This window comes from Arthrobacter methylotrophus, assembly GCF_039539965.1.
Taxonomy (GTDB): domain Bacteria; phylum Actinomycetota; class Actinomycetes; order Actinomycetales; family Micrococcaceae; genus Arthrobacter; species Arthrobacter methylotrophus.
Window position 1 is genome coordinate 2456955 of record NZ_BAABED010000001.1, and the last position, 23087, is coordinate 2480041.

A 23087-nucleotide genomic window follows, 5' to 3' on the forward strand; every position below is an offset into this window, starting at 1 on the left:
TCGGGCCGCTCTTCACACCGGTCAAGTGCTATCCGCGGCTGCTGTCCAGCGCCGGTTCACGCTTCCCAGCGGTTCGCCGGTGAAAGTAGACGGCGCAAGAGCGAACCGCAAGCCCGGATGGCGCATCCAGACCGGACTCAGCCATCGTCTTGGAGAACCGACTCTGCGCTGATCCTCGCCTCGGCAGGAGATTGTTCCTGCGGGGAATCATGCACTGGGCGGCCTGTTCTCTTCGTGCGCCGTTGTCGGATTGCCACCGCAGCGAGCGGAGCGATCAGCAAAACAATGACTACTCCGGCCACCGCGACGACACCGGCCACCGTGATCAGCAATGCCATGACCAGGATTTGGATGTCAGTTCCAGAGGTCCACAGGCTCAATGCTCCGGCCGTGATCGTGTTCTGGTTCATGATCTTCTCTCGAGACGCTTTCTGGTTTCAGACGCCAGGCATTCACGGGTGCGGCCAGCCGCGGAGTGGTCTGGGCTTGGAACGGCGACCGTCCGTTAATAGCTTCCTAACCATTACGAGTGACGGGAATCCGGGTAGCGTCTTTCATCTAGCACTAGAGCGCTGTGCGGCACCTGAGCCGCGGGGTCTACCTCATGCCCGCAGCTCACGGTCACCAGACCGTACCCGAATGGAGTCAGGAAGCCTGCGCTTCACCCGGATTTGTTGTGGAAACCGAGCTGTAGGGAACAAGCACGCCCGATCCCTCGCGCGTCGGGGATAGAAGTCGTTCCAAGCATTGGGCGTAGGAGGCCATCACTGAGTCGAAGTCGAGCAATCGCGGGCCATCAGCCACGCGGGCTTCTGACCCGGCTTCGCTGTCTTCAACGCAGCAGAGGAGCGGCTCGCACTTCAGACCTGGGACCGAGAAGACGGCGATGCCCCACGGATGGGTTGCCCGGGTCACTGTGATTCGGGCGCGATTGAAAGTATTGGCCAGGACCTCAGTCGCCACACCGCGCCATGATTGGAGCAGCGGACCGCTTAGCCGTTCGATCAAGTGATCGTCTTCGTATGCGTAAGCACGCGTGAGCGCCACGGAGAGTTCGTCCCATTCACCGACGGTGCGAAGCAGAAGGTGTCCAAAGCGGACCCGGATCAGAGTCTCGTCCAAGGACAGTACGAGTGCGTCGCGGGTTCTGACCGTCAAATCGTCGGGCACGGGAATTCTCCGTTCGTATCACTTGGGCAGGGGGTGGTCTTTTGCCCACTAACGGACTAGTAGTGGCTTGCCCCTCAAAAGTGACGCTGAAGATCCGTCCCCGCACTCGAAAGGATTCTCACCTCAGCCAGTCTCCCCCGGCCACGATGGGAACCACGGCGTCGCATTCATCCCAAAGAACTTCTCCTGATGGTGTGGTGGCCTCGACCCCGACCGCGCTAATGAGCTCCCCGCCATGGGACAGATCACCTTCGGTGACTTGGTACGTAAAGTTCCAGGCTGCTGCCGCGCCCGGGAGCAGGCCCGCCAAACGACGCTCTTCCGGTCCGGGGCTGGTGGCGTAGACCAATGGCTCCATCCCTGCGTTCGTCAATGAACGAGTGACCAGGTGGATGCTGCGAAGTAGCGAGTCCGTGTCGTTCAGAACCCAAGCCGTGAACGTGATGACCTGCCCTGGCATTGCGATGACCGTATCGGGGCTGTGGACCAGAGTGATACCAGTCAGCGCCGGCCGCGAGGCCAACTCCCCAGGCTTTTTCCCCTTCACGAGGCGAAGATCCCTGGCAAGCCGGGCAAACCCTTCAACCCAAAGCATGGCCTTCCAACCGGGGAGTCCAAGCCTTCCTGCAGCGACAGCCGGGTTCAGCCCATCCGAAACCGATTGCATAAACCGGTCCCGAAGTACCCTCTCCGCTACGACGCCAAACTTCGGCGGCCAACCAGCCGAAAGGGACGGAAATGGTTCATGGTCTTCCTCGGAAAACCGTATTGATCCCGACGGTGCCGGGACAACCCCTGCCGAAACCGGCATCGCCTTGACCAGCCCCTTAATCACGCTAAACCGAACCTTTGAATCATCGAGCACCTCGACCCTCCTTTCTCTTCCCCGTCACGGTATGGCATGCCACCATCTGCCTTTCATGGAATCAATAGTCGAAGCCCCGCCCAAAATGACGAAGAAGGCAAAACCTGGCTCGTAAGCGCCGCCTCCTCTCGGGAAGGCTGTGCTCGGCCCAACTAGGGTCTGCGGGTTTTGGGCTCGCGGGTAGTCGCGCCATGACGGGCATGTGCGGCCCGGTAACCATTCGTCGTCCGCTGCGGGTGAGCCGCTGCCCCGACTCCGCCACGCAACCCTTGACGAAGAAACCCCAGCATGGTTACATTCCTTGCGTGTTATGAAATATTTTGATTGAAACTACTATCTTAAAATCATGATAGATCAGGATTGCCCCATGCGATTGATATTGATGCGGTACCTCTCGGTCAGGCTGTTGGCGTGCTAATTCCCGGACTCTTGCTGCCTGGAGCCCCAGCGTCGGCGGACCCGACAACAAGCAATCCCCGCGAGATCCTGACACGCCGGCTCACTGGCACACCCGAGGGCCAAACCAGGTGAACCAACTGTTCGCTGCCCTGTTCGACTCCCACCGGCCGCCCAACTTCCCGGCCCCCTAAACGCCCGCGCCCGGGGCCCCCGTCACCCGGGCGCGGGCCCACTCGCTCCCCCGACCGTGCTCCCAGCCGTCGCCCAAACCTGGGTAGGCCAGAACCTTCCAACGGTTGTCCAAGCACCACAAGGCTCAACGGCCACACTCAAGTGGACTTACACCAACGACGGAACGACGTCCGAAACCCCGCAACGGGCGGAAGTATCACCTTCAACGCTCCGGCGTGCACCACTTTCCCTGCCGAGAACACTTTTCCCTGCTCAGACACGGTCCCGGCGTCGTATGCCGTGGGCGGGACAACATTTGCGCCAGCGCCGCCTGGACCGGCTTTCATTCGTAACCGCGGTCCGGCGGGAAGCACTCCTGGACAGTGTGCCCTCCGGCGTCCCTGCCGGAGGGCACACTTCTCCCGATACCGGCCGAAGGGAAACCACGGCCTAGCCGAGGAAGCAGGAGTTTCCTTCCGGAAAACCGTCATGCCAGCGGAAATGTGCACTACAAGAACTTGCCACCCTCGACTCGAGGACGGCATGCGAACAGCCCTATTCGAGGGCGTTCGCAACGACGGGAGAAGAGAAACCTATGAGTTCAATCGTTAGAAGACGAGTAAAATGGTTCGTTGCACCCTTGCTGGCCGTGGCATCCATCGCGGTGGCATCCCCAGCTTTTGCCGACCCGTTCAAGGGCCGGAACGTTTCGACTGTTGTCAACGTATCCCCGGGCTCGACGGCCGCACTCAACTGGACCTACAAGAACACCGGGCCTGATGACTACGTCCCCTCAGGGCATGCTAGCATCACCTTCAATGCTCCTACCGGCACCACCTTCCCAGCGCAGTCCACCGTCCCAGTAACGTCGTCCATGGACGGAAGCAACTTTGTAGCCAGTACCCTTACCCTGACCGGATGCGTTTTGGGCGGCGGAGGAACCACGCTCGCCTGCACTTTGGGTACCACCGATGGCAAGGTCATGACCTGGAAGACCGACCAGTTGATCCGGTTCTCTCCGCAGGTCGCTGTGAGCCCGACTGCGACCCCCGGAACACAGTCGGCGGCAGCAGCCATGACGTACGCAGACTCTATCGACGACGGCACGCTGGACGTAAACATCGTGCAGACCGCCGCAGTCCCCATGATTGACCCGTTGGTCGGGCTCGGTGCGGGTGCCCTCCTCCTTGGTACGGTCGCCGCAGGGGTCCTCAACCGGCGACGGGGTGCCTGCCTCGTCCACTAGTCCCAAGTTACGTGGGCTGAGACGCCGGAATCCCCGTGTTGGCGGGGATTCCGGCGTTTTGGTGTGTGGGCAGGGCGCGGAAGCTGCGGGCAAGGTCCCCGTTCTCGAGGGTGCGGGTCGAGGCAGTGACCGCGACAGGTTCGCAGGAACCTCCCCCAAGCCAGGAAAGGCAAAGGGGCTGCTCTGAACGCAGGTTTTGCCCGCTTCGTGGCTGCACGGTTGCGGGCCACCCGCCACTGACTGCGCGTTGAAGGGAGGGACGCCTTACCAACCGCCGCGCGTCGGCGTATGTCCCTTTCGGGCATCGTCGGGCATTGCCATTTCGGCCCGCAGGCCCAGGAGCCGGATCGGACGGCCCGCTTCGATTCCTGTTGCGAGGTCCAGGGCCTGTGCGAGGATTTCGTTCCGGTCGAATGTCTCGGGAATCTTTCTCGCGTGGGTCGTGGTGAAGAACGGCGCGTACCGAACCTTCAGGGTCAGCCCAACCACGGGCCGTCCTTCGGCCACAATGTCCTCAAGGACACGTGCTGCCAGCTCCCTCACGGCGTCGTCCACCTGGGCGGGTTCGGTCAGGTCCCTCTGGAACGTTGTTTCCCTGCTGTGCCCGCGGGCAACCCACGGGGTGTCGTCCACAACACTTGCGCCGTCCCCACGTCCGAGCTGTGCGTACCAAGGACCCATCCTGGGGCCAAACTCCGGGACAAGGTCTTGGGGGTCGGACGCCGCGAGCTCGGCGACCGTGTTAATGCCGAGTTTGGCCAACCGTCCCGAGACCTTGGTTCCCACGCCCCACAGCTCTTTGGTGGACCGGTTCCCCATGACCCCAAGCCAGTTCCCGGCGGTCAGACGGAAGACGCCGGCCGGCTTGCCGAAACCGGTGGCGATCTTGGCCCGGACCAAGGTGTCGCCGATGCCCACACTGCAATGCAGCTCCGTCCGCGCCAAAACAGCGGCCTGCACCTGCCGGGCGTAGGCTTCAGGATTCTCTGTCTCAATGCCAACAAAAGCTTCATCCCAACCCAGCACTTGCACTGTGGCGCCGGGCTGCGCGCGCAGGGTCGCCATCACCGCTTCAGACGCCGCAAGGTAAGCCTCCTGATCGACGGGCAGGATCACGGCATCTGGCACCTTCCGGGCCGCGAGGCGCAACGGCATTCCGGAACCCACGCCGAAGGCCCTGGCTTCGTAGGATGCGGTGGACACCACAGCCCGTTCCGTCGGGTCGCCCCGACCGCCGACAATAATCGGCTTGCCTGCAAGCTCTGGCCGCCGCAGCAGTTCGACCGCTGCGATGAACTGATCGAGATCGACATGCAGCACCCAACTGGTTCCGCTCACGCAACCAGTCTGCCCTAAACATCCCTGCCAAGCACGGGCCCTCGTGACCCTGTTGACACCCACTTTGACGCGGGCGAGACTGATCATAGGTCCGCGCCCTACGCACCGCAGGACGTCTGGCCCCAAGGGGTGGACAATGCAGATTCCGGCTCCATTTGATTATGAGCGCGCCAGCGACGTGGCAAACGCGCTGGCACTCCTCGAACGCCACGGACCCGAGTCGCGCATCATCGCCGGCGGACACAGTTTGCTGCCGATGATGAAGCTGCGTCTGGCGCGGCCCGAGTGGCTGATCGACATCAACGACTTGGCGGAACTGGAATTCATCCGCCGGGAAGGTGACCAGTTGGTTGTGGGCGCACTAACCCGCCACACAGCGCTCCTGGAGTCCGCCGACGTCGCCGAGCTCTTTCCGATAATCCGCGACGCAGAGCAAGTGATCGCGGACCCGGTGGTCCGCAACCGTGGCACGATCGGCGGCTCCCTCTGCCAAGCCGATCCGGCCGAAGACCTGTCCACTGTCTGCGATGTGCTGCGCGCCCACGCCGTGATCCGCGGGCCCGACGGCGAACGGATCGTCGCGATGTCGGACTTCCATCGCGGGCCGTACGAAACCGCCGTGGCGCAGAACGAGCTGTTGTACGAAATCCGCTTTACGGTCCGCCCGCGCTCGGGCAGCGCCTATGAAAAGGTGGAACGCCGGGTGGGTGACTGGGCGGTCGTCGCGGCCGGGGCCGCCGTCGGACTTTCCGCGGACGGCACAGTCGAAGAAGCAGCAATCGGGCTCACAGCGGTTGCCTTGGACGGCACTGTGCCCGAGGCCGAAGCCGTCCTCCGCGGCCAGCAGCCGCATGAAGACCTGTTCGTCGAAGCCGCCCGCATTGCAGCAGCCGCGTGCAACCCGGTGGCCGATCAGCGTGGACCGGTCGACTACAAACGGCATCTGGCCGATGAACTCACCCGCAGGGTCCTGCGGCGCGCGTGTGCCCGGGCCACAGCTGCACAGGAAGGCTGAAAGCAATGCAGATCAGCATGACGGTCAACGGGAACGCGGTGACCCGGGAGATCGAACCCCGAGTGTTGCTCGTCCACTTCATCCGCGAAAACCTTGGACTGACCGGCACGCACTGGGGATGCGACACCAGCAATTGCGGAACCTGCGTGGTCCTGATGGACGGACAGCCGGTGAAATCGTGCACCGTGCTCGCAGCCATGGCCGCCGGACACGACATCCGGACCGTCGAGGGACTAGCCGTCGATGGCACCCTCGATCCGGTGCAGCAGGGGTTCATGGAAGAACACGGCCTGCAATGCGGATTCTGCACTCCGGGAATGATGCTCACCGCCAGGGCCCTCCTTGACCGCAACCCGCACCCCGACGACACCGAGATCCGCCAAGCCATTTCCGGCCAGATTTGCCGATGCACCGGTTACGCGACGATTGTCCGTTCGGTGCAATGGGCCGCCGCCCACCCGCTCGGTGCGGACACTGAGACGGACGACGGCGGTACCGGCGGGACCACCGCGGAAGAGGTGACGGCATGACCACCGTCCAGGAGCATGCACCCAACCCGGCAGCCGGAGACCCAAACCGCCCCATCGGCTTCGGCCGCCTCCAGCGCAAGGAGGATCCGCGGTTCGTCCGCGGCAAGGGCACATACATCGACGACATCGTGCTGCCCGGCATGCTGCATGGCGCCATCCTGCGTGCCCCCGTTGCGCATGCCAGGTTGGTTTCAATTGACACCACCGAGGCGTTGGCGCACCCCAAGGTGCTCGCTGTCATCACGGGCAAAGACCTGCAGGCCCTCAACCTCGCGTGGGCGCCTACCCTGTCGGCGGACGTCCAGGCGGTGCTCGTCACGGACAAGGTCCGATTCCAGGGTCAGGAGGTCGCTTTCGTCGTCGCTGAGGACCGCTATGCCGCGCGCGACGCCCTGGAACTGATCGACGTCGAATACGACACGTTGCCGCCGGTAATTGATGCCCGCCGCGCCCTCGACCCCGGCGCGCCGGTCATCCGTGACGACATTGAGGGACGGACCGACAACCGGATCTTCGACTGGGAGATCGGTGATGCGGCTGAAACGGAAGCGGTGTTCGCCGCTGCCGACGTCGTCGTCGCCCAGGAGATCGTGTATCCGCGCGTGCACCCGGCACCCATGGAAACCTGCGGTGCCGTGGCGGACTTCGATCCGATCGATGGCAACCTGACGCTTTACGAAACCACCCAGGCCCCGCACGCCCACCGGACGTTGTATGCGATAGTCGCGGGTATCCCTGAACACAAAATCCGGATCGTCTCCCCCGATATCGGCGGCGGGTTCGGCAATAAAGTGGGCATCTATCCCGGCTATATCCTCGCCGTCGTCGGTTCGATCGTCACCGGAAAACCGGTGAAGTGGGTAGAGGACCGCTCCGAGAACCTGATGTCGACGTCGTTTGCCCGCGACTACATCATGCAGGGCGAGATCGCGGCCACGAAGGAAGGCAAGATCCTTGCGGTCCGGACCAATGTGCTGGCAGACCATGGTGCATTTAATGCCACCGCTCAGCCCACCAAGACCCCGGCCGGCTTCTTCTCCATCTTCACCGGGAGCTATGACCTGGAAGCCGCCTATTGCAAGGTCACGGGTGTGTACACCAACAAGGCGCCGGGGGGCGTGGCATATGCCTGCTCCTTCCGCGTGACGGAAGCGGTCTACCTGGTGGAGCGCATGGTGGACATCCTGGCCCGGAAACTGGAGATGGACCCGGCAGAGCTTCGGCTGAAGAATTTCATCAAACCGGAGCAGTTCCCCTACGCGAATAAGACCGGTTGGGTCTACGACTCGGGCAACTACGAGCCTGCCATGCGGCTGTCCATGCAGATCGCCGGGTATGAAGATCTCCGGCGCGAGCAGCTGGAAAAGCGGGAGCGCGGCGAACTGATGGGCATCGGTGTCTCCTTCTTCACCGAGACTGTCGGCGCCGGACCGCGCAAGCACTTCGACATCGTCGGGCTCGGCATGGCAGATGGCGCGGAACTCCGAATTCATCCCACCGGCAAAGCCGTCGTCAGGATCTCGGTGCAGAGCCAGGGGCAGGGCCACGAAACCACGTTCGCCCAGATTGTGGCCGAGGAGCTCGGTATCCCGCCGGAGAGCATCGACGTCGTCCACGGCGACACGGACCAAACGCCCTTCGGCCTGGGCACGTACGGCAGCCGGTCGACCCCGGTCAGCGGCGGCGCAGTAGCCCTCGTGGCGCGCAAGGTCCGCGAAAAGGCGAAGTTCATTGCTGCTGCAATGCTTGAAACCCGGCCCGAGGACCTCGAGTGGGAAAAGGGCCGCTGGTTCGTCAAGGGGGATCCAAGCGCCGGCAAGACGATCGAGGAAATCGCCATGGCCGCTCACGGCACAATGACGCTGCCCGAGGGAATCGACGGCAACCTGGACGCGGAGGTGACCTATGACCCTCCCAACCTGACGTTTCCGTTCGGCGCCTATATCTGCGTTGTGGACGTCGACGCCGGGACCGGCCACGTCAAGGTCCGGCGGTTCATCGCGGTGGACGACTGCGGGACCCGGATCAACCCGATGATCATCGAGGGCCAGGTCCACGGTGGGCTGACCGACGGCGTCGGGATGGCGCTCATGGAAATCATCGCGTTCGACGAGGACGGCAACTGCCTCAGCGGCTCGTTCATGGAATATCTCATCCCCACCGCGATGGAAGTCCCGGATTGGGAGACCGGGTTTACCGTCACGCCTTCGCCGCACCACCCGATCGGTGCCAAAGGCATCGGCGAGTCGGCAACGGTCGGATCCCCGCCGGCCATCGTCAACGCCATCGTGGATGCTTTGACGCCGTACGGCGTGACACACATGGATATGCCCTGCACCCCGGCCCGGGTGTGGGAGGCCATGCAGGGCCGAGCCAGGCCACCGGTGTGACATGCCCCTGCACGGAGATGCCCTGGCGGCGAGGGCGCAGGAACTGATAGAACGCCGGGAGCCGTTTGTGCGTGCCACGGTAGTGCGCGCGCAGCACCCTACCAGCGCCCACGCCGGCGACACGGCCCTCGTGCTGGCCAATGGGGAAATCGACGGGTTCCTTGGCGGCACCTGCGTCGAAGCTTCCGTGCGTGAATACGGTCTGCAGACACTGTCCAAGCACGAACCCTTGCTGCTGCGGGTCGTCCCAGGCGAGCCGTCCCGCATTCGCGAGGAGGGCGCCGTGGAGGTCGCAAATCCCTGCCTCAGCGGCGGTGCGGTGGAGATCTTCCTCGAGCCGCAGATGCCCGCTCCGCGGGTGGTTGTGGTCGGGGCCACCCCCGTGGCACAGGCCCTGGGCGCCTTGGGTGCCCTCCTCGACTTGGACGTGCAGCTCACCAATGGAACCGCCGCGGAACCGCGGGCCGACGACGCCGCCCTGATCGTCGCGTCGCAAGGCAGGAACGAGGAGCCCTCGTTGGAGGCCGCACTCCGAATCGGGGTGCCATACGTCGCCCTTGTCGCCAGCCGGACGCGCGGGGCCGCCGTCCTGGCCTCACTCGACGTCGACGACGAGCAGCGTGCGCGCGTACACAGCCCGGCCGGGCTGCTGTTGGGCGGCCGAACACCCGCCGAGATCGCGCTGTCGATACTGGCAGAGCTTGTATCCGTGCGATCCATTGGCCCAACTGTAGAGACTGCGACGGTGGAGACTGCGACGGTGGAGACTGCGACGGCGGAGACCGCGTCGGCGAGCGCCGTGCCCGCGAGCGCTGTGGACCCCGTGTGCGGCATGAGCGTCGCGGCCGTGGAGTCTACGTTGCACGCCGAGTACTCGGGAGCGAGCTACTATTTCTGTTCTGCTGAATGCAGGAGAGCCTTCCTCGCCGATCCGGAGCGCTATGCCTCTGCGTCTTGAGCCCTGGACCGCCGGACTCCTTCCGGCGATCGGAGGGTCCGGCCCTGCGCGGGCGGCCGCCCAGCTGGAACGTGCCCGATGAACGGGCCGGTGAGGGCGGGTGCGGAAGACGAAGTGCGGCGCCTGGTCCCGGACGTTTCCGCGCTCATGTCCGCGCTGGACGACGGCGACTACCTTGCCGACGTCGGACTGGCGACCGCCTTGTTCCTGTCCGTCCGGCTACCGCAGCCCATCCTGCTGGAGGGCGAGGCCGGCGTCGGGAAGACCGAGGCGGCGAAGGCGCTGGCCAAGGTGCTCGACACTCCCCTGTACCGCCTGCAGTGTTACGAAGGCATCGACGTGGGCGAGGCCCTCTACGAATGGAACCATCAACGCCAGCTTCTGGGCATCCGCTTGGCGGAGGTCCGGGATGTCCGCGTGGAGGAGTCCGATCTTTTCGGGGAACAATACCTGCTGCGCCGCCCGCTGCTGAAGGCGATCGAGCATCCAGGACCGCGTCCGGCCGTCCTGCTTCTGGACGAGATCGACCGGGCCGACGCAGAGTTCGAGGCCTTCACTTTCGAGTTGCTGGCCGAGGCGGCCGTGACGATCCCCGAACTAGGCACTATCCGTGCCACGCACCCGCCCGTTGTCGTCCTGACATCCAATCGCACCAGGGACCTGCACGACGCACTGACCCGGCGCTGCCTGTACCACTGGATTGACTACCCCCGGCCCGAGCGCATCGCCGCGATCGTTCGCCGCAGGGTTCCGGGGAGCGCCGAGCCGCTCGCCCTGGATGCCGTATCGGCCATCACCAGGCTACGGTCACTGGACTTGGCCAAACCCCCGGGGATCGCGGAAGCAATCGACTGGGTGTCAGCGCTGACGGTGCTCGGCGTGGACCGACTGGACCCGGCTGCCGTGAAGCAGACCTGGGGTTCGATCGTGAAGAATCGCGACGACCTGGATATTGCGTGGGCCCGCGGCCCCGCATGGGTGGCCGGCGGCCATGACTGAGTACGCGCTCAGGGACGGCCTGCCCGGCGTCGATGCTGCGGCCCTGGCGGTAGGGTTCAGCACGGCCCTGCGCCGAGCTGGCCTACCGAGTTCCCCGGACCGCGCAGCTTGGCTGGCCCGGGCACTCAGGATTGTTCCTCCTACTGCTCGTGAGCCCCTGTACTGGACGTGCCGGGTGGTACTGGTCTCCTCGCGGGAACAGCTCCCGGTATTCGACGCGGTCTTTTCGGCCGCCTTTGACGGGACGCTCGATCCGGCTGACACCCGTGGGGATTCCAACCGCCCGTCGGCGGCCGGCCCGGAGGAGCATGCCCGACCGGCGCCCAGCGAACGACTCCTGGCTCATGCCGACGGTCATGCACCGGCTTCGAGGGCACACGTCGCCTCCCCTGGCGCAGGAAGCGCCGATGAGTCCAACGCACCGGAGCGGGAGGCAATCCTGGCGATGGCCTCCGCTGACGAGCACCTGCATGAGAAGTCCTTTGCCGAGCTGACCCCCGAGGAAGCTGCCCAAGTGCAGCGGTTGGTGCGGCGCATCGTGCTGGCTACCCCGGAGCGCCAAAGCCGCAGGACACGACAGCGGGCACACGGGGGCGCCAAGCTCGACCTCCGGCGTACCATCCGCGCGGCCCGGCGCACCGGTGGCGACGCGAGCTCCTTGGTCTATGCCCGCCGTCGTCCGCGTCCGCGCCGCTTGGTGTTCCTGTGCGACGTATCCGGTTCCATGGAACCGTACACGCAGGTCTACCTTTCGCTGCTGCAAGGCGCAGTGTCCGGGGCCCAAGCCGAGGCTTTTGTGTTTTCCACCCGGCTGACCAGACTGACCCGCCAGCTTTCGTACCGGAACCCGGACAAAGCGCTGGCGCTCGGAGCTGCCGCCGCCCCGGACTGGGCGGGCGGCACAAGGCTGGCGGAGAGCCTGCGACGCTTCATCGATGGCCACGGCCGCCGCGGCTTGGCCAGGGGTGCGGTCATTGTGGTGCTCTCCGACGGCTGGGCCCAGGACGCGCCGGAACTTGTGGAGGCCCAGATGGCGCGGCTGAGGCGCCTGGCCTACCGGATCGTCTGGATCAATCCGAGGAAGGCCGGTATTGATTACCAACCGCTGGTGGGCGGCATGGCCGTCGCGCTGCCCTACTGTGACGCGTTCGTCAGCGGGCACAATTATGCCGCCCTGTCCGAGGCGGCGGCCGTGATTCGCGCCGATCGGCCACGTCCAGCAGGCAAGCCACAGTGAGCGCGAGCCTGGGCGGCTTGCGGTGGCCAAAGGCATGATCGCTAGCTTTTGGCGTGGGCATCGAGCAAGACGGAGTCCGGAAGTATGGATAGCAGGTCACCTCCTGCCCGCGTAGAAGTGCAGTATTCGCCGTTGCCGGTCAGGAGGCGAGTAGGCTCGGCACTATGAGCCTTAACTCTTCTTCTGACCGGGTCCGGCGACTGGGTGGCTGGCTGCCAGAGCAACAGGACGACCTCGAGGAATGGATTGCCGGTCATCGGGAACGGGCGGAGGCGCGGGGTGAAGATGTTCCTCTGCATCCCGTGATCGTCGAGTTCAAGGAACTGATCGCGAGCGATCCGGTTGTCCGCCTCTACATGACGGAGATGATCGAGCAGGTTCCGAAGTCGAAGCCCTACCGCAAACGGCACCTCACGAGCGTTGACCAGATGCTCCGGCTGATCAACGAGGTCCTGACGACTGCCCCGGAGTTCAGCGAAGGCGGCATGGTCACCACGCCGTTGACGGCGATCCTCGATTGGACCATGGGAACCGAGGCCGGCTTCGCTGCCCACCGCGATCCGCGGATCGTCGCCATGTTCCGCAAGATACTGAACGCTTGGTGCGTGTTCCTGAGCAGCGAGGAGTCGCTGTACGTGCTCAACGACTCGCCTTCGGGGTGGATGTCGGAGAAGGCGCGGCAGGTTGTCGGGATGGACGACTACCAACACGATGCTCTCGCCGAGCACTGGGGATTCACGTCGTGGAACGATTTCTTCACCCGCCGGCTCACATCGACCTCCCGACCCGTCGCTGCACCCGAAGACGACAAGGTCATCGTCAGCGCCTGCGAGTCGACCCCCTACAGGATAAGCTCCGACGTTCAACGCCAGAGCCGGTTCTGGGTCAAGGGCCAGCCCTACTCACTCGAGGACCTGCTCGCCCGCGACGAGTCAGTGGATCACTTTGTCGGCGGAACGGTGTACCAGGCGTTCTTGAGCGCGTTGAACTATCACCGGTGGCACGCTCCCGTCGCCGGAACTATCGTGCGGGCGTACCTCAAGGACGGCACGTACTTCTCCGAAGCGGAATCCGAGGGGGCCGACGCCGTCGAGGCAACCCTCTCACAATCATATTTGGCCCACGTCGCAGCCCGGGCGATCATCCTGATCCAAGCCGACGACCCCGTCATCGGGCTCATGGCGGTGGTCCCCGTGGGCATGGTCGAGGTCTCGTCCTGCGTCATCGATCCGGAGATCGTCCCGGGCCACCACGTTAATAAGGGCGATGAGCTGGGGTACTTCCAGTTCGGTGGCTCGACCGAGTGCCTCGTCTTCCGGCCCGGTGTTATCGAGCAATTCGCCCTCACTGCGATCCCCCAACCGCAGGATCCGAACGCACCACTGGTGCGGGTCAGGTCGAAGCTTGCGACTGCCAAGTCCTGAGCACGACGGCCTGGGACTAGGCAATTAGCTAGCTACATCGGAAGGCCTACCTAACGGCGGGTCAGAAGGAACGAGTGTCGACCACTCGTTTTTGCGGCAACCCGGTAGTCGTAGCCTCTAAGGTACGCGTGTGCGAACTAGTCACAACGGGTGCCATCCACCGGAACCCCTGATCGGACCCCTCTTTCGAGCGGCACCCTCCTGGAATATCAACGAAGGATCACTCGGCCTCTGGCGCAGTGCCTAAGCCGGGGAGGAGTTGGCCATGAGTACCACAAGTCAGCAGCGAGGGACGAGCGAATCGTCACGCGGGGGCCCCACACGGCCCACCGCGAACGGAGCGGGGCCCGGCAGGCTGCTCCGCAAACGCTGGACGGCATTCGGCAGCAGTACGCTGCTGGTTGCCGGCCTGCTGGCCGCGGTGGGGTTCGCCGCACCGGCGCACGCTGCCGCGAACACAGTGGTATCACTGACCTTCGATGACGGCAACGCGGACCAGTTGACGGCTGAAGCCACGATGAAGAGCCTGGGCCTGAGCGGCACGTTTTTCATCACCACCGGGTGGATTGGCCAACCCACCTACCTGACCACGGCCAATCTTCAGCAGATCGCCGCCGACGGCAATGAGATCGGCGGCCACACCGTGACCCACCCGGATCTGGTGTCCCTGACCGCCGCTGAGTCGACGCGGCAAATCTGTGACGGGCGCGTGGCACTGATGAACATGGGCTTCAAAGTCACCAGCTTCGCCTATCCCTTCGCTTCCGAAGACCCGGCCACCGAAGCCCTCGTGAAGCAGTGCGGTTTCAACAGTGCCCGCGGACTGGGCGACACCTCCAGCCCGGATCCCTCTACGGCGACGCTTCCCGCGGCAGATACCATCCCACCCGCCAACCCCTACATCACGGCAGCACCGGATGAGGTAGACAGCACCTGGACCCTGCAGAATCTGGAGGATCAGGTGACCCACGCCCAATCAGCCGGAGGCGGCTGGGTCCAGCTTACTTTCCATCACATCGCCGTCGGCACGGACCCGACGCTGACGATCACTCCCACCCTCTTCAGTCAGTTCGCCACCTGGTTGGCCCAGCAAAAGACGGCCGGTACCGTTGCGGTTCAGACCGTCGACCAAGTCATCGGAGGCACCCAGCAGCCAGCAGTCCAGGGGCCCGCGGTACCTCCACCACCACCGCTCGGAACGAACCTGATCCAAAACCCCAGCCTCGAAACCCTGGTCAACACCATCCCGCAGTGCTGGGCAGCCGGCGGGTACGGCACCAACACCCCCGCTTTCTCCGTCGTCACCCCCGGCCACACCGGTACGAATGCGGAACAGCTCACCGTGACGGGCGCGGTGTCCGGGGACGCGAAACTCCTCCCCGCCTTGGACCTCGGCGGCTGTTCACCAACGGGGATACCCGGACATACCTACCAGTTGAAAGCCTGGTATAAATCCACCGCAGCAACCCAATTCGAACTCTATTACCGTATCGGCAACGGCTATTGGACCTATTGGACTGCCAGCCCCCTCGTCGCCGCCGCGGCGAACTGGACCCAAACCACCTGGACCACCCCACCCCTGCCGGCCGGTGCCTCGGGGATCAGCTGGGGCTTGAACATCCAAACGAACGGCACCATCACCACGGACGACTACGAGATGTACGATAACGGCGCATAGTTCGCATCCCACAACGCGGCGCTCCCTGCATGAGGGCGCCGTCGATGAACACGGACGTCGAGGTCAGTCACCCCGGCGTTCGTCGTCGTGGCGGTAGTCTCTTTGATCCGAGATCGACGCATCTGGCATCCCAGGGCGCGCCGCCGAGGGATGCTCCTGCTCCGAGGTTCTCTGCCCGGACGTCGTCCGTTTGGTGTGCCGTGGCCGTGGTCCGTGAGATTTCCCGCGGCCCGTTCGCCGAGTTCGGCGATCTGCGGGCAAGTTCATCTGGTGTCCAAAGACCATGACTGCAGCTAGGATGATTGCTCCCACGATCACTGCCGCGACCCAGATCCATTGTTGTCCGTCCACGTTCCCGCCTCCGGAGCCCCTTGACCCGATCCGGAACTGCTTCCCCAAGAAGCGTCCAATATCTCACCGAGCATAAGTCACCAAATTACAGCGCGGAAGAGTGGATTATCGTCCAAGCCACAAGAGGGGATGCTCCGCCGATGCTTCCGGTGTCGCCGACGATCAGGTCCGTGGAGGGACCGTGGCTCATTTTTTCTCCTTGACCGGTACCTCTGCGGCGTCGAGCTGAGTCGCTGCCCAGCTGGCGAGCACTTTCAGGGCATCCTCGGAGGGTGTCCCGGGGTCCGCTGTGTAGACGTTGATGCGCAGTCCCGGGTCGGCGGGGAGCTCGAGTGCTTCAAAGCTCAGGTCCAGGTCCCCGACGATCGGGTGGTGGAGGCGCTTGCGGCCGGCGCGGTGGTACTTCACGTCGTGACGGGCCCACCGGGTACGGAACTCCTCGCTTCGCGTGGACAGCTCGCCGATCAGGTCCGTCAGGTCCTTGTCGTACGGGTTCTTCCCCGCGGTGGAACGCAGGACCGCGACGATGTCATCTGCAGCGCGTTCCCAATCGGCGAAGAACTCCCGCGCTTTCGGGTTCAGGAAGGTGAAGCGTGCACTGTTCGGCGGAAGAGGCCCCTCTGCCATCATGTCCAGGTAAAGGGCACGGCCGAGTTCGTTGGAAGCGAGGACATCCCCGCGGTCGTTGCGAACCCAGGCCGGTGCGGCCGTGATCGCGTCGATAACGCGCTGCACGCTCGGCCGCACTGTCTGCGGGCTGTGCCTGCGCCGCGCCCGAGGGGAGGCGGTAGCGGCGCGGGCAAGGTCAAAAAGGTGGGCCGTTTCGGCGTCGTCGAGCTTCAACGCGCGCCCAAGGGCTTCTAGGACGCTGTCCGAAGCGCCGGAGAGATTTCCCCGTTCCAGGCGTATGTAGTAGTCAATGCTCATCCCGGCGAGCATCGCGACTTCCTCGCGACGCAGCCCGCTAACGCGCCGGTTGCCACCGTAGACCGGCAGACCGGCATCGTCCGGCGTGAGCCTGGCACGGCGGGAGGTCAGGAACTTCCGCACATCATCGCTATGTGTCATGGATCCACGGTACGCCGTGGCTTGTGGGACGAGGGAGGGTCCGGCATTACTTGGAACAACCGTGACTCCCGGCCCGTACAGAATCACGGTTGCATGTAAAGCATGAAACCTGCACCCGCAACAGCCTCCCATCCGGGGGCGATCCTGGCGATCATCCTCGTCAGCTACTTCATGATCCTGCTGGACAACTCGGTCATCTTCACCGCCTACCGAGCCTGCAGGCAGAGCTGCGGCTGAGCACGGGCGAGCTCTCCTGGGTCCAGGACGCGTACACGCTGGTCTTCGGCGGCCTGCTCCTCCTCGGAGCCCGGGCCGGTGACCTGCTCGGCCGACGGCGCGTCTTCGTCCTCGGGCTGGTGGTGTTTTCGCTCGCGTCGCTGTTGATCGGGCTGGCGCCGGCGGGCTGGTGGGCCATCACCGGACGCGCCGTGCAGGGTATCGGTGCTGCGATCGTCGCGCCCGCCTCACTCTCCCTGCTCACCGCTAGCTTCCCGGAAGGACGTGAGCGCACCCGGGCCGTCGCTTTGTATGGCGCGACCGCAGGGATCGGCGCCAGCCTGGGCCTGGTCATCGGCGGCGCCCTGGCCCACTGGATCTCCTGGCGCGCCGGGTTCTTCGTCAACGTGCCGATCGGCGCCGCGATGATCGCGCTCGCTCCCCGGTTCCTCCCTGAAACCCGCCGTGCCCGCGGACGCTTCGATGTGTTCGGCGCGCTCAGCGCCACCCTCGGCGTCGGCGCTCACGTGTTCGGCATCATCAACACCTCCGACGCCGGCTGGACGTCCCCGGTCACGCTCACGGCGATCAGCGCCGGCGTCGTACTCCTGATCGCGTTCGTGCTGACCGAACGCAGGGCCGCCCAGCCGATCATGCCGCTGCGGCTGGTCCGGAGCCGCCGACGCACCGGCGCCTACGTGGCACGGTTTCTCTACCTGGGGGCGATGATCGCGTTCTTCTTCACCACCCAGTTCCTCCAGGAAGTGCTCGGCTTCGACCCCCTGCAGGCCGGCATCGGATTCCTCCCCATGACCGCGGTCAACTTCGCCGTCGCGATGACCATCCCCGGCTCGTTGGCCGGGTGCCGGGATCGCTCCCGCTCCTGGCCGGGATACTGCTCACGCTCGCCGGGATGTTCTGGCTCAGCCGGGCCGGCATCGACTCCGCGTATTTGACCGGAGTGGCCCTGCCGATGATTCTCATCGGCGCCGGGCAGGGCCTCGCGTTTGCGCCCCTGACCACCTTCGGCATCACCGGAACCCCCGCGTCCGACGCCGGCGCGGCATCCGGGCTCGTGAACACCTTTCACCAGGTCGGCACCTGCCTCGGACTCGGCATGGCGGTCGCCGCCGCAGCCACCGTCCCGGCAGCGGGCTCCGCCGTCGCGCACCTCACCACCCAGGTCAGCACCGCACTCACGACAGGCAGCATCCTCCTGCCCCTGGCACTGGCCGTCACCGCGGCCCTCATCCTGCCCGCAGACCTGGCCGCCCGCCGCACCAGGACCCCCCAGAAGCCGCGCCGGAACCGCAGCTCGAAGCCGTCCGTTGAACCTCCCGGCCGCCCACCCCAAGGGGGTACTGACATGCACTCCCACAACCCCGCACATCTGAATAGCGTGAAAGGCATGGACATGAAACTAACACTCAACAACGGCATCACAATGCCAGCCCTGGGCCTGGGCGTCTTCCAAAGCGCCCCGGAGCAGACGACGGCGGCCGTCGCGGCCGCGCTAGCCACCGGCTACCGGCACATCGACACCGCCGCCGCGTACGGCAACGAGCGGGAGGTCGGTGAGGGCATCCGCCGTTCAGGCCTGGACCGCTCCGAGGTGTTCATCGAGACCAAGGTGTGGGTCAGTGACTACGGCTACGACCAGACCCTGCACGCCTGGGACAAAGCGACAGGCAAGCTCGGCGTCGACTACCTGGACCTGCTCATCCTGCACCAGCCCGCCCCCGACCGGTTCGAGCAGACCACCGCCGCGTACAAGGCATTGGAGACCCTGCTCGACGACGGGCGCGTCCGGGCGATCGGCGTCAGCAACTTCATGCCGCACCACCTGGAGCAGTTGCTCGACTCGACCGACGTCGTCCCGGCCGTGAACCAGATTGAACTACACCCCTACTTCACCCAACCGGACGTACAAGCAGCCGACGCCGGGCACGGCATCCTCACCCAGGCGTGGTCACCGATCGGAGGAATCACCTTCTACCCGGGATGGGGCGAGGAACGCCGGAACGTCATGGAAGACCCGATCATTGCCGCCATCGGGCGGGCCCACAGCAAGAGCCCGGCGCAGGTCATGCTCCGCTGGCACCTGCAGCAGGGCCGCTCGGCCATCCCGAAATCGACGAACCCGGCACGCATCGCCGAAAACTTCGACGTCTTCGATTTCGAACTCGCCGCCGACGAACTCGCCGCCATCGATGCGCTCAACACCGGCAACCGCAACGGACCGGACCCGGACCAAGCCCGGCCGGAGCGCTTCGCCATGGTCATCCCCGAAGCCTAAGTCCCAAGACCTAAGACCTAGATAGGGAAACAGCATGGAATACCGTCCCCTCGGCCGCACAGGCGTCCACCTCAGCCCCTTGTGTCTCGGTGCGATGATGTTCGGCCCTTGGGGCAACAACGACACCGCCGATTCCACCCGCATCATCCACCGCGCGCTCGACGCCGGCATCAACTTCATCGACACTGCCGATGTCTACTCCGGCGGGGCATCCGAGGAAATCGTCGGCCAGGCACTGGAAGGCCGGCGGGACGAGGTTTTCCTTGCCACGAAGTTCTTCATGCCCATGAGCGAAGACCCCAATCACCGTGGAGGATCCCGCCGCTGGATCATCCGCGAGGTCGAGAACTCCCTTCGCCGCCTGGACACCGATTACATCGACCTCTACCAGGTCCACCGGCCCAGCCCTGACACCGACGTCGAGGAGACCCTCGGCGCGCTCACCGACCTCGTCCGCCAGGGCAAAGTCCGCTACATCGGCTCCTCGGCCTACTCCGGATCCCAGATCGTCGAAGCCCAATGGGCATCCCGGGAACGGAACCTGGAGCGGTTCGTTACCGAACAGCCGCCCTACTCGATCCTGGTCCGGGGCATCGAGGAGGACATCCTCCCCACGGTGCAGCGCCATGGCATGGGAACCCTCACCTACAGCCCGCTCAGCGGCGGCTGGCTCTCCGGGCGCTGGCGCAAAGACTCCGCATCCGCACCCACCTCTTCCGCGCGTCCGGGCGCCCGGTTCGACATGACAAGCCCGGCCAACCAGCGAAAACTCGACATCGTCGAAGAACTCGCCCAGCTCGCCGGACAATCCGGTGTGACGCTCATCGAGCTGGCCATCGCTTTCGTGATCAACCACCCCGGCGTGACCGCCGCAATCGTCGGACCGCGCACCATGGAGCAGCTCGAGTCCTACCTGCCCGCCGCGGACATTACGCTCAGCACCGACGTACTGGACCGGATCGACCAGCTCGTCGCACCAGGCGTGACCGCCAACCCTGACGACAACAGCTACGGAGCACACGAACTCACAGAGCAAGCACGACGGCGACAGACGTGACCGCCAACGGCGGTGAGAGCGATCGCGCGATGGGCGTCGCCAAGCAACTCTTCACAGACAACAAGTAAGGACGAACATGAACATCGAACCCACCGTGCCGACCTCCAAGAACCCGCCGGCCCAGTTCGCGGGAGACGTGTGGCTGGATCCCATTGCCCTTCCCCACGAGAGCGAGCAGACGATGGTCGTAGCGACCGTCCGCTTCTCTCCCGGAGCCCGCACCGCGTGGCACTCCCACCAACACGGTCAATATCTTCGCATCACCCAGGGTGTAGGCCGTTTCGGAACCCGGGACGGAAAGATCATCGAAGTCCACCCCGGCCAGACGGTCTATACCCCACCCGGGGAGGAACACTGGCACGCCGCCGCCCCCGGCTGCTTCATGGAACACATCGCAATGCTCCAAAACGGCGAAGATCCATCCAAGACCACCACCTGGGCCGGGCACATCACAGACGACGAATACAACGGCCGCTAACCACCGGACGTCGCTCACGGGTGGTCGCGACGCAGGGCGGGTGACCCTCTTACCGACGGAGTTCGAAGGCGTCGAGCAATCGTTTTACCGAACCGCCGAGGTTCCAGTCGGTCGCGAGCCGCTCGAGTTCAATGCGCGAGTCTCCGACGACGGGCTGCAAGACCGCTCCGGCCTCTTCGAGAGTGGGCAATGCGAGGTCGCGCACGACTTTCACAACCACGGGCGCAACCGCCAGGTAGTCGGCGGAGGCCGCGAGTTTCGACCGGACGGGCGCGGACAGTCCGCTGCCTGGATCCGTCGCGGCCTCGAGCAACCCGTCAAGGGTGCCATATGCTGCGAGGAGCGACGCCGCGGTCTTCTCGCCGATCCCTGCGACGCCCGGCAGCCCGTCAGAGGCGTCGCCACGCAGCGTCGCATAGTCGGCGTACTGTTCGGGCAGCACACGATACTTGCCAACGACGACGGCATCGGTCACGATCTCGAGGTTCTTCATGCCTCTCGCCGTGTAGATGACCCGCACCTGGCGGCCGTCGTCAACGACCTGGAACAGATCCCGGTCGCCCGTCACCACGTCAACAGGAAGGTCAGCGTGGCTGGCGTATGTGCCGATGACGTCGTCGGCTTCATGCGCGGCAGCCCCGACGACGGCGATTCCCGCGAGGCCGAGCACCCGCCGGATCATCGGAACCTGCATCTGCAAGGCGTCCGGCACCACTTCCAGATCCGGAGCACCCGCTACTGCCTCCGCGACCCGATGCGACTTATACGTCGGGATCAGGTCCACCCGCCACTGCGGACGCCAGTCCTCGTCCCAGCACGCCACCAGATGCGTCGCCCCATACTCGGCGGTGAGGCGCGCGATCATATCCAGCAGTCCACGAACGGCATTCACCGGCGTGCCGTCGGCCCGGCGGATTGAATCGGGTACACCGAAGAAGGCGCGGAAGTAGAGCGAGGCCGTATCGAGGAGCATCAGGCGGTGAGGCATAACCGATCCTTGCATCCAGGCCACGGATTCGCCGATTCGCACCGCCGGACGGCTCCCACTGGCACCTACTTCAGCAGGTGCACGACCCACGTTTCAGTGTCGGCCGGATGCCGCAGAGATGACAATGAGAAGGACGACGAGCAGCCAGATGATGCCGGCAATCGTGTCAATCCAACCAAGGACCTTGCCGAAGGTCGCCGAGTGGTGCAGGGCCTCCGCCTTCTTTGCATTTGAGATCGCAAGCGGACCGAAGACGATGCCCAGGAAGAAGAACCCGATTACACCGAAGATCGTGGACTTTTCCTTGAATTTCGTGCCGCGAAAGAACTCCAGGGAGTTGTTCTGCTGCACGTTCGGGTAGTTCGGGTATTGATATGGCTGGTTGTATTTGGGTTGCGACACCTGAGACCTTTCGATGGTGATGAGACTTCGACCTGGCGGGGAATATCGCGTTCACCGCGCTTTGTCGGTCGTCGTCTACCCCGGGCACGAGAATACTCCAGCCGGCAGGCCATGGCGGCAACTTAGGGAAAACCTAGGAGAATCTTGGGAATCGATGAACGGATTCTCCAAAGACCGCCTTCGTGCCGAGATGGTGGCGGCACGGCCTCAAACAAGAAGGGTATCGCTTTTGACTACCCTGACCATCGGTGCAAGCAGTTCCAAAAGGTCTAGCGTCTGGTCATGCGCTGCGTCGCTTTGACCGGCGCAGGCGTCCTCGACCACTGTGACATATCGGCCTGCATCCGCGGCGCCGAGGGCTGTGGCCAGGATGCAGCAGTCAGTCGCAACACCGGTGAGGACCATCTCTTCCCCGACGGGAATCCGTTCCGCGAGCTCTTCCCCCCATTTCGAAAACGTCGGAAGATCAATGGAGCCCCTCACCTCGACCCCCTGAAGTTCGATATCCCATAGAGGATCGGCCGGATCCAGGCGCATGCTTTGCCAGCGGTCATAGTACGAGGACCATGAGCCTTTCTCCTCGGGGTCGGGGACAAAGCGGGTGAGGATGGGGTCCATTCCAGAGGCTGACAGGGCCGCGATGGTTCGGGCCGCTTCGTCGTAGCGCGGGATGTGCCACTCCCCCGCTTCGCGGAACGCGCGTTGCATGTCAATCACCACCAGATGTCGCTTTGCCCCGCCCGTTGCGGTACTGCTCTTGCTGTTAGTCACGATGTGTGGCCTTCCTTTCCGGCATTTGGAGGTCAGGTGG

24 protein-coding genes are annotated in these 23087 nt (G+C 64.5%); 14 read left to right on the plus strand and 10 right to left on the minus strand.

The window, feature by feature from the left end:
- Positions 1-137: 137 nt before the first annotated feature.
- From ABD884_RS13030 to ABD884_RS13040, 3 genes are all read right to left on the minus strand, one after another.
- Positions 138-410, minus strand: coding sequence for a hypothetical protein (locus tag ABD884_RS13030; RefSeq protein ID WP_345046180.1), 273 nt, complete (start codon positions 408-410; stop codon positions 138-140).
- A gap of 235 nt (positions 411-645) precedes the next feature.
- Positions 646-1170: a hypothetical protein gene (locus tag ABD884_RS13035; protein WP_345046181.1), complete on the minus strand. Its 525-nt coding sequence runs from the start codon at positions 1168-1170 to the stop codon at positions 646-648.
- Between the two features lie 118 nt (positions 1171-1288).
- The gene (locus ABD884_RS13040) at positions 1289-2035 is read right to left on the minus strand and encodes a hypothetical protein (protein WP_345046182.1); all 747 of its coding nucleotides are present in this window, start codon (positions 2033-2035) and stop codon (positions 1289-1291) included.
- 646 nt (positions 2036-2681) lie between these two features.
- Here ABD884_RS13040 and ABD884_RS13045 point away from each other — a divergent pair.
- Both ABD884_RS13045 and ABD884_RS13050 read left to right on the plus strand, forming a co-directional pair.
- Positions 2682-3059 carry a hypothetical protein gene (locus ABD884_RS13045; protein WP_345046183.1) on the plus strand — a complete coding sequence of 126 codons (378 nt, stop codon included), beginning with the start codon at positions 2682-2684 and terminating at the stop codon, positions 3057-3059.
- 141 nt (positions 3060-3200) lie between these two features.
- The gene (locus tag ABD884_RS13050; protein WP_345046184.1) at positions 3201-3851 is read left to right on the plus strand and encodes a hypothetical protein; all 651 of its coding nucleotides are present in this window, start codon (positions 3201-3203) and stop codon (positions 3849-3851) included.
- Between the two features lie 7 nt (positions 3852-3858).
- Here ABD884_RS13050 and ABD884_RS13055 read toward each other — a convergent pair whose 3' ends face one another.
- Both ABD884_RS13055 and ABD884_RS13060 read right to left on the minus strand, forming a co-directional pair.
- The gene (locus tag ABD884_RS13055) at positions 3859-4068 is read right to left on the minus strand and encodes a hypothetical protein (protein WP_345046185.1); all 210 of its coding nucleotides are present in this window, start codon (positions 4066-4068) and stop codon (positions 3859-3861) included.
- 47 nt (positions 4069-4115) lie between these two features.
- A complete protein-coding gene (locus ABD884_RS13060; RefSeq protein WP_446680546.1) occupies positions 4116-5189 on the minus strand; it encodes a DNA polymerase IV in 1074 nt (357 codons plus the stop codon).
- A 136-nt stretch (positions 5190-5325) separates the two neighbouring features.
- On the opposite strand from ABD884_RS13060, the gene ABD884_RS13065 reads away from it, so the two are divergent.
- The 8 genes from ABD884_RS13065 (at position 5326) to ABD884_RS13100 (ending at position 15420) form a co-directional block, all read left to right on the plus strand.
- Positions 5326-6204, plus strand: a complete 879-nt coding sequence (locus ABD884_RS13065) for an FAD binding domain-containing protein (RefSeq protein WP_345046186.1) — start codon at positions 5326-5328, stop codon at positions 6202-6204.
- A 5-nt stretch (positions 6205-6209) separates the two neighbouring features.
- The gene (locus tag ABD884_RS13070) at positions 6210-6734 is read left to right on the plus strand and encodes a (2Fe-2S)-binding protein (RefSeq protein ID WP_345046187.1); all 525 of its coding nucleotides are present in this window, start codon (positions 6210-6212) and stop codon (positions 6732-6734) included.
- Positions 6731-9124: an aerobic carbon-monoxide dehydrogenase large subunit gene (locus ABD884_RS13075; protein WP_345046188.1), complete on the plus strand. Its 2394-nt coding sequence runs from the start codon at positions 6731-6733 to the stop codon at positions 9122-9124. The genes ABD884_RS13070 and ABD884_RS13075 overlap by 4 nt, the downstream gene beginning before the upstream one ends.
- A gap of 1 nt (position 9125) precedes the next feature.
- A complete protein-coding gene (locus ABD884_RS13080) occupies positions 9126-10082 on the plus strand; it encodes an XdhC family protein (RefSeq protein WP_345046189.1) in 957 nt (318 codons plus the stop codon).
- 78 nt (positions 10083-10160) lie between these two features.
- Entirely contained in the window at positions 10161-11081 is a 921-nt protein-coding gene (locus ABD884_RS13085; RefSeq protein WP_345046190.1) for an AAA family ATPase, read from the plus strand.
- Positions 11074-12318: a vWA domain-containing protein gene (locus ABD884_RS13090; RefSeq protein ID WP_345046191.1), complete on the plus strand. Its 1245-nt coding sequence runs from the start codon at positions 11074-11076 to the stop codon at positions 12316-12318. The genes ABD884_RS13085 and ABD884_RS13090 overlap by 8 nt, the downstream gene beginning before the upstream one ends.
- A gap of 164 nt (positions 12319-12482) precedes the next feature.
- Positions 12483-13742 (plus strand): phosphatidylserine decarboxylase family protein, encoded by a 1260-nt coding sequence (locus ABD884_RS13095; protein WP_345046192.1) that lies wholly within the window; start codon positions 12483-12485, stop codon positions 13740-13742.
- 265 nt (positions 13743-14007) lie between these two features.
- Positions 14008-15420, plus strand: a complete 1413-nt coding sequence (locus tag ABD884_RS13100) for a polysaccharide deacetylase family protein (protein ID WP_345046193.1) — start codon at positions 14008-14010, stop codon at positions 15418-15420.
- A gap of 63 nt (positions 15421-15483) precedes the next feature.
- On the opposite strand, the gene ABD884_RS13105 is transcribed toward ABD884_RS13100, so the two are convergent.
- Positions 15484-15819 carry a hypothetical protein gene (locus ABD884_RS13105; RefSeq protein ID WP_345046194.1) on the minus strand — a complete coding sequence of 112 codons (336 nt, stop codon included), beginning with the start codon at positions 15817-15819 and terminating at the stop codon, positions 15484-15486.
- A 138-nt stretch (positions 15820-15957) separates the two neighbouring features.
- A complete protein-coding gene (locus ABD884_RS13110) occupies positions 15958-16839 on the minus strand; it encodes a helix-turn-helix transcriptional regulator (RefSeq protein WP_345046195.1) in 882 nt (293 codons plus the stop codon).
- 89 nt (positions 16840-16928) lie between these two features.
- Here ABD884_RS13110 and ABD884_RS13115 point away from each other — a divergent pair, with 89 nt between their 5' ends.
- From ABD884_RS13115 to ABD884_RS13130, 4 genes are all read left to right on the plus strand, one after another.
- Complete coding sequence (locus tag ABD884_RS13115) at positions 16929-18011, plus strand: MFS transporter (protein ID WP_345046196.1); 1083 nt, start codon at positions 16929-16931, stop codon at positions 18009-18011.
- 458 nt (positions 18012-18469) lie between these two features.
- Positions 18470-19351, plus strand: a complete 882-nt coding sequence (locus ABD884_RS13120; protein ID WP_345054785.1) for an aldo/keto reductase — start codon at positions 18470-18472, stop codon at positions 19349-19351.
- Between the two features lie 34 nt (positions 19352-19385).
- Positions 19386-20408, plus strand: a complete 1023-nt coding sequence (locus ABD884_RS13125) for an aldo/keto reductase (protein WP_345046198.1) — start codon at positions 19386-19388, stop codon at positions 20406-20408.
- A 76-nt stretch (positions 20409-20484) separates the two neighbouring features.
- On the plus strand, positions 20485-20886 hold the full coding sequence (locus tag ABD884_RS13130) for a (R)-mandelonitrile lyase (RefSeq protein ID WP_345046202.1): 402 nt from the start codon (positions 20485-20487) through the stop codon (positions 20884-20886).
- Positions 20887-20935: 49 nt separating this feature from the next.
- On the opposite strand, the gene ABD884_RS13135 is transcribed toward ABD884_RS13130, so the two are convergent.
- The 3 genes from ABD884_RS13135 to ABD884_RS13145 form a co-directional block, all read right to left on the minus strand.
- Positions 20936-21874, minus strand: coding sequence for a 5'-3' exonuclease (locus ABD884_RS13135; protein ID WP_345046205.1), 939 nt, complete (start codon positions 21872-21874; stop codon positions 20936-20938).
- A gap of 93 nt (positions 21875-21967) precedes the next feature.
- Entirely contained in the window at positions 21968-22276 is a 309-nt protein-coding gene (locus ABD884_RS13140; RefSeq protein ID WP_345046208.1) for a hypothetical protein, read from the minus strand.
- 207 nt (positions 22277-22483) lie between these two features.
- On the minus strand, positions 22484-23047 hold the full coding sequence (locus tag ABD884_RS13145; protein ID WP_345046211.1) for a cysteine hydrolase family protein: 564 nt from the start codon (positions 23045-23047) through the stop codon (positions 22484-22486).
- Positions 23048-23087: the final 40 nt, after the last annotated feature.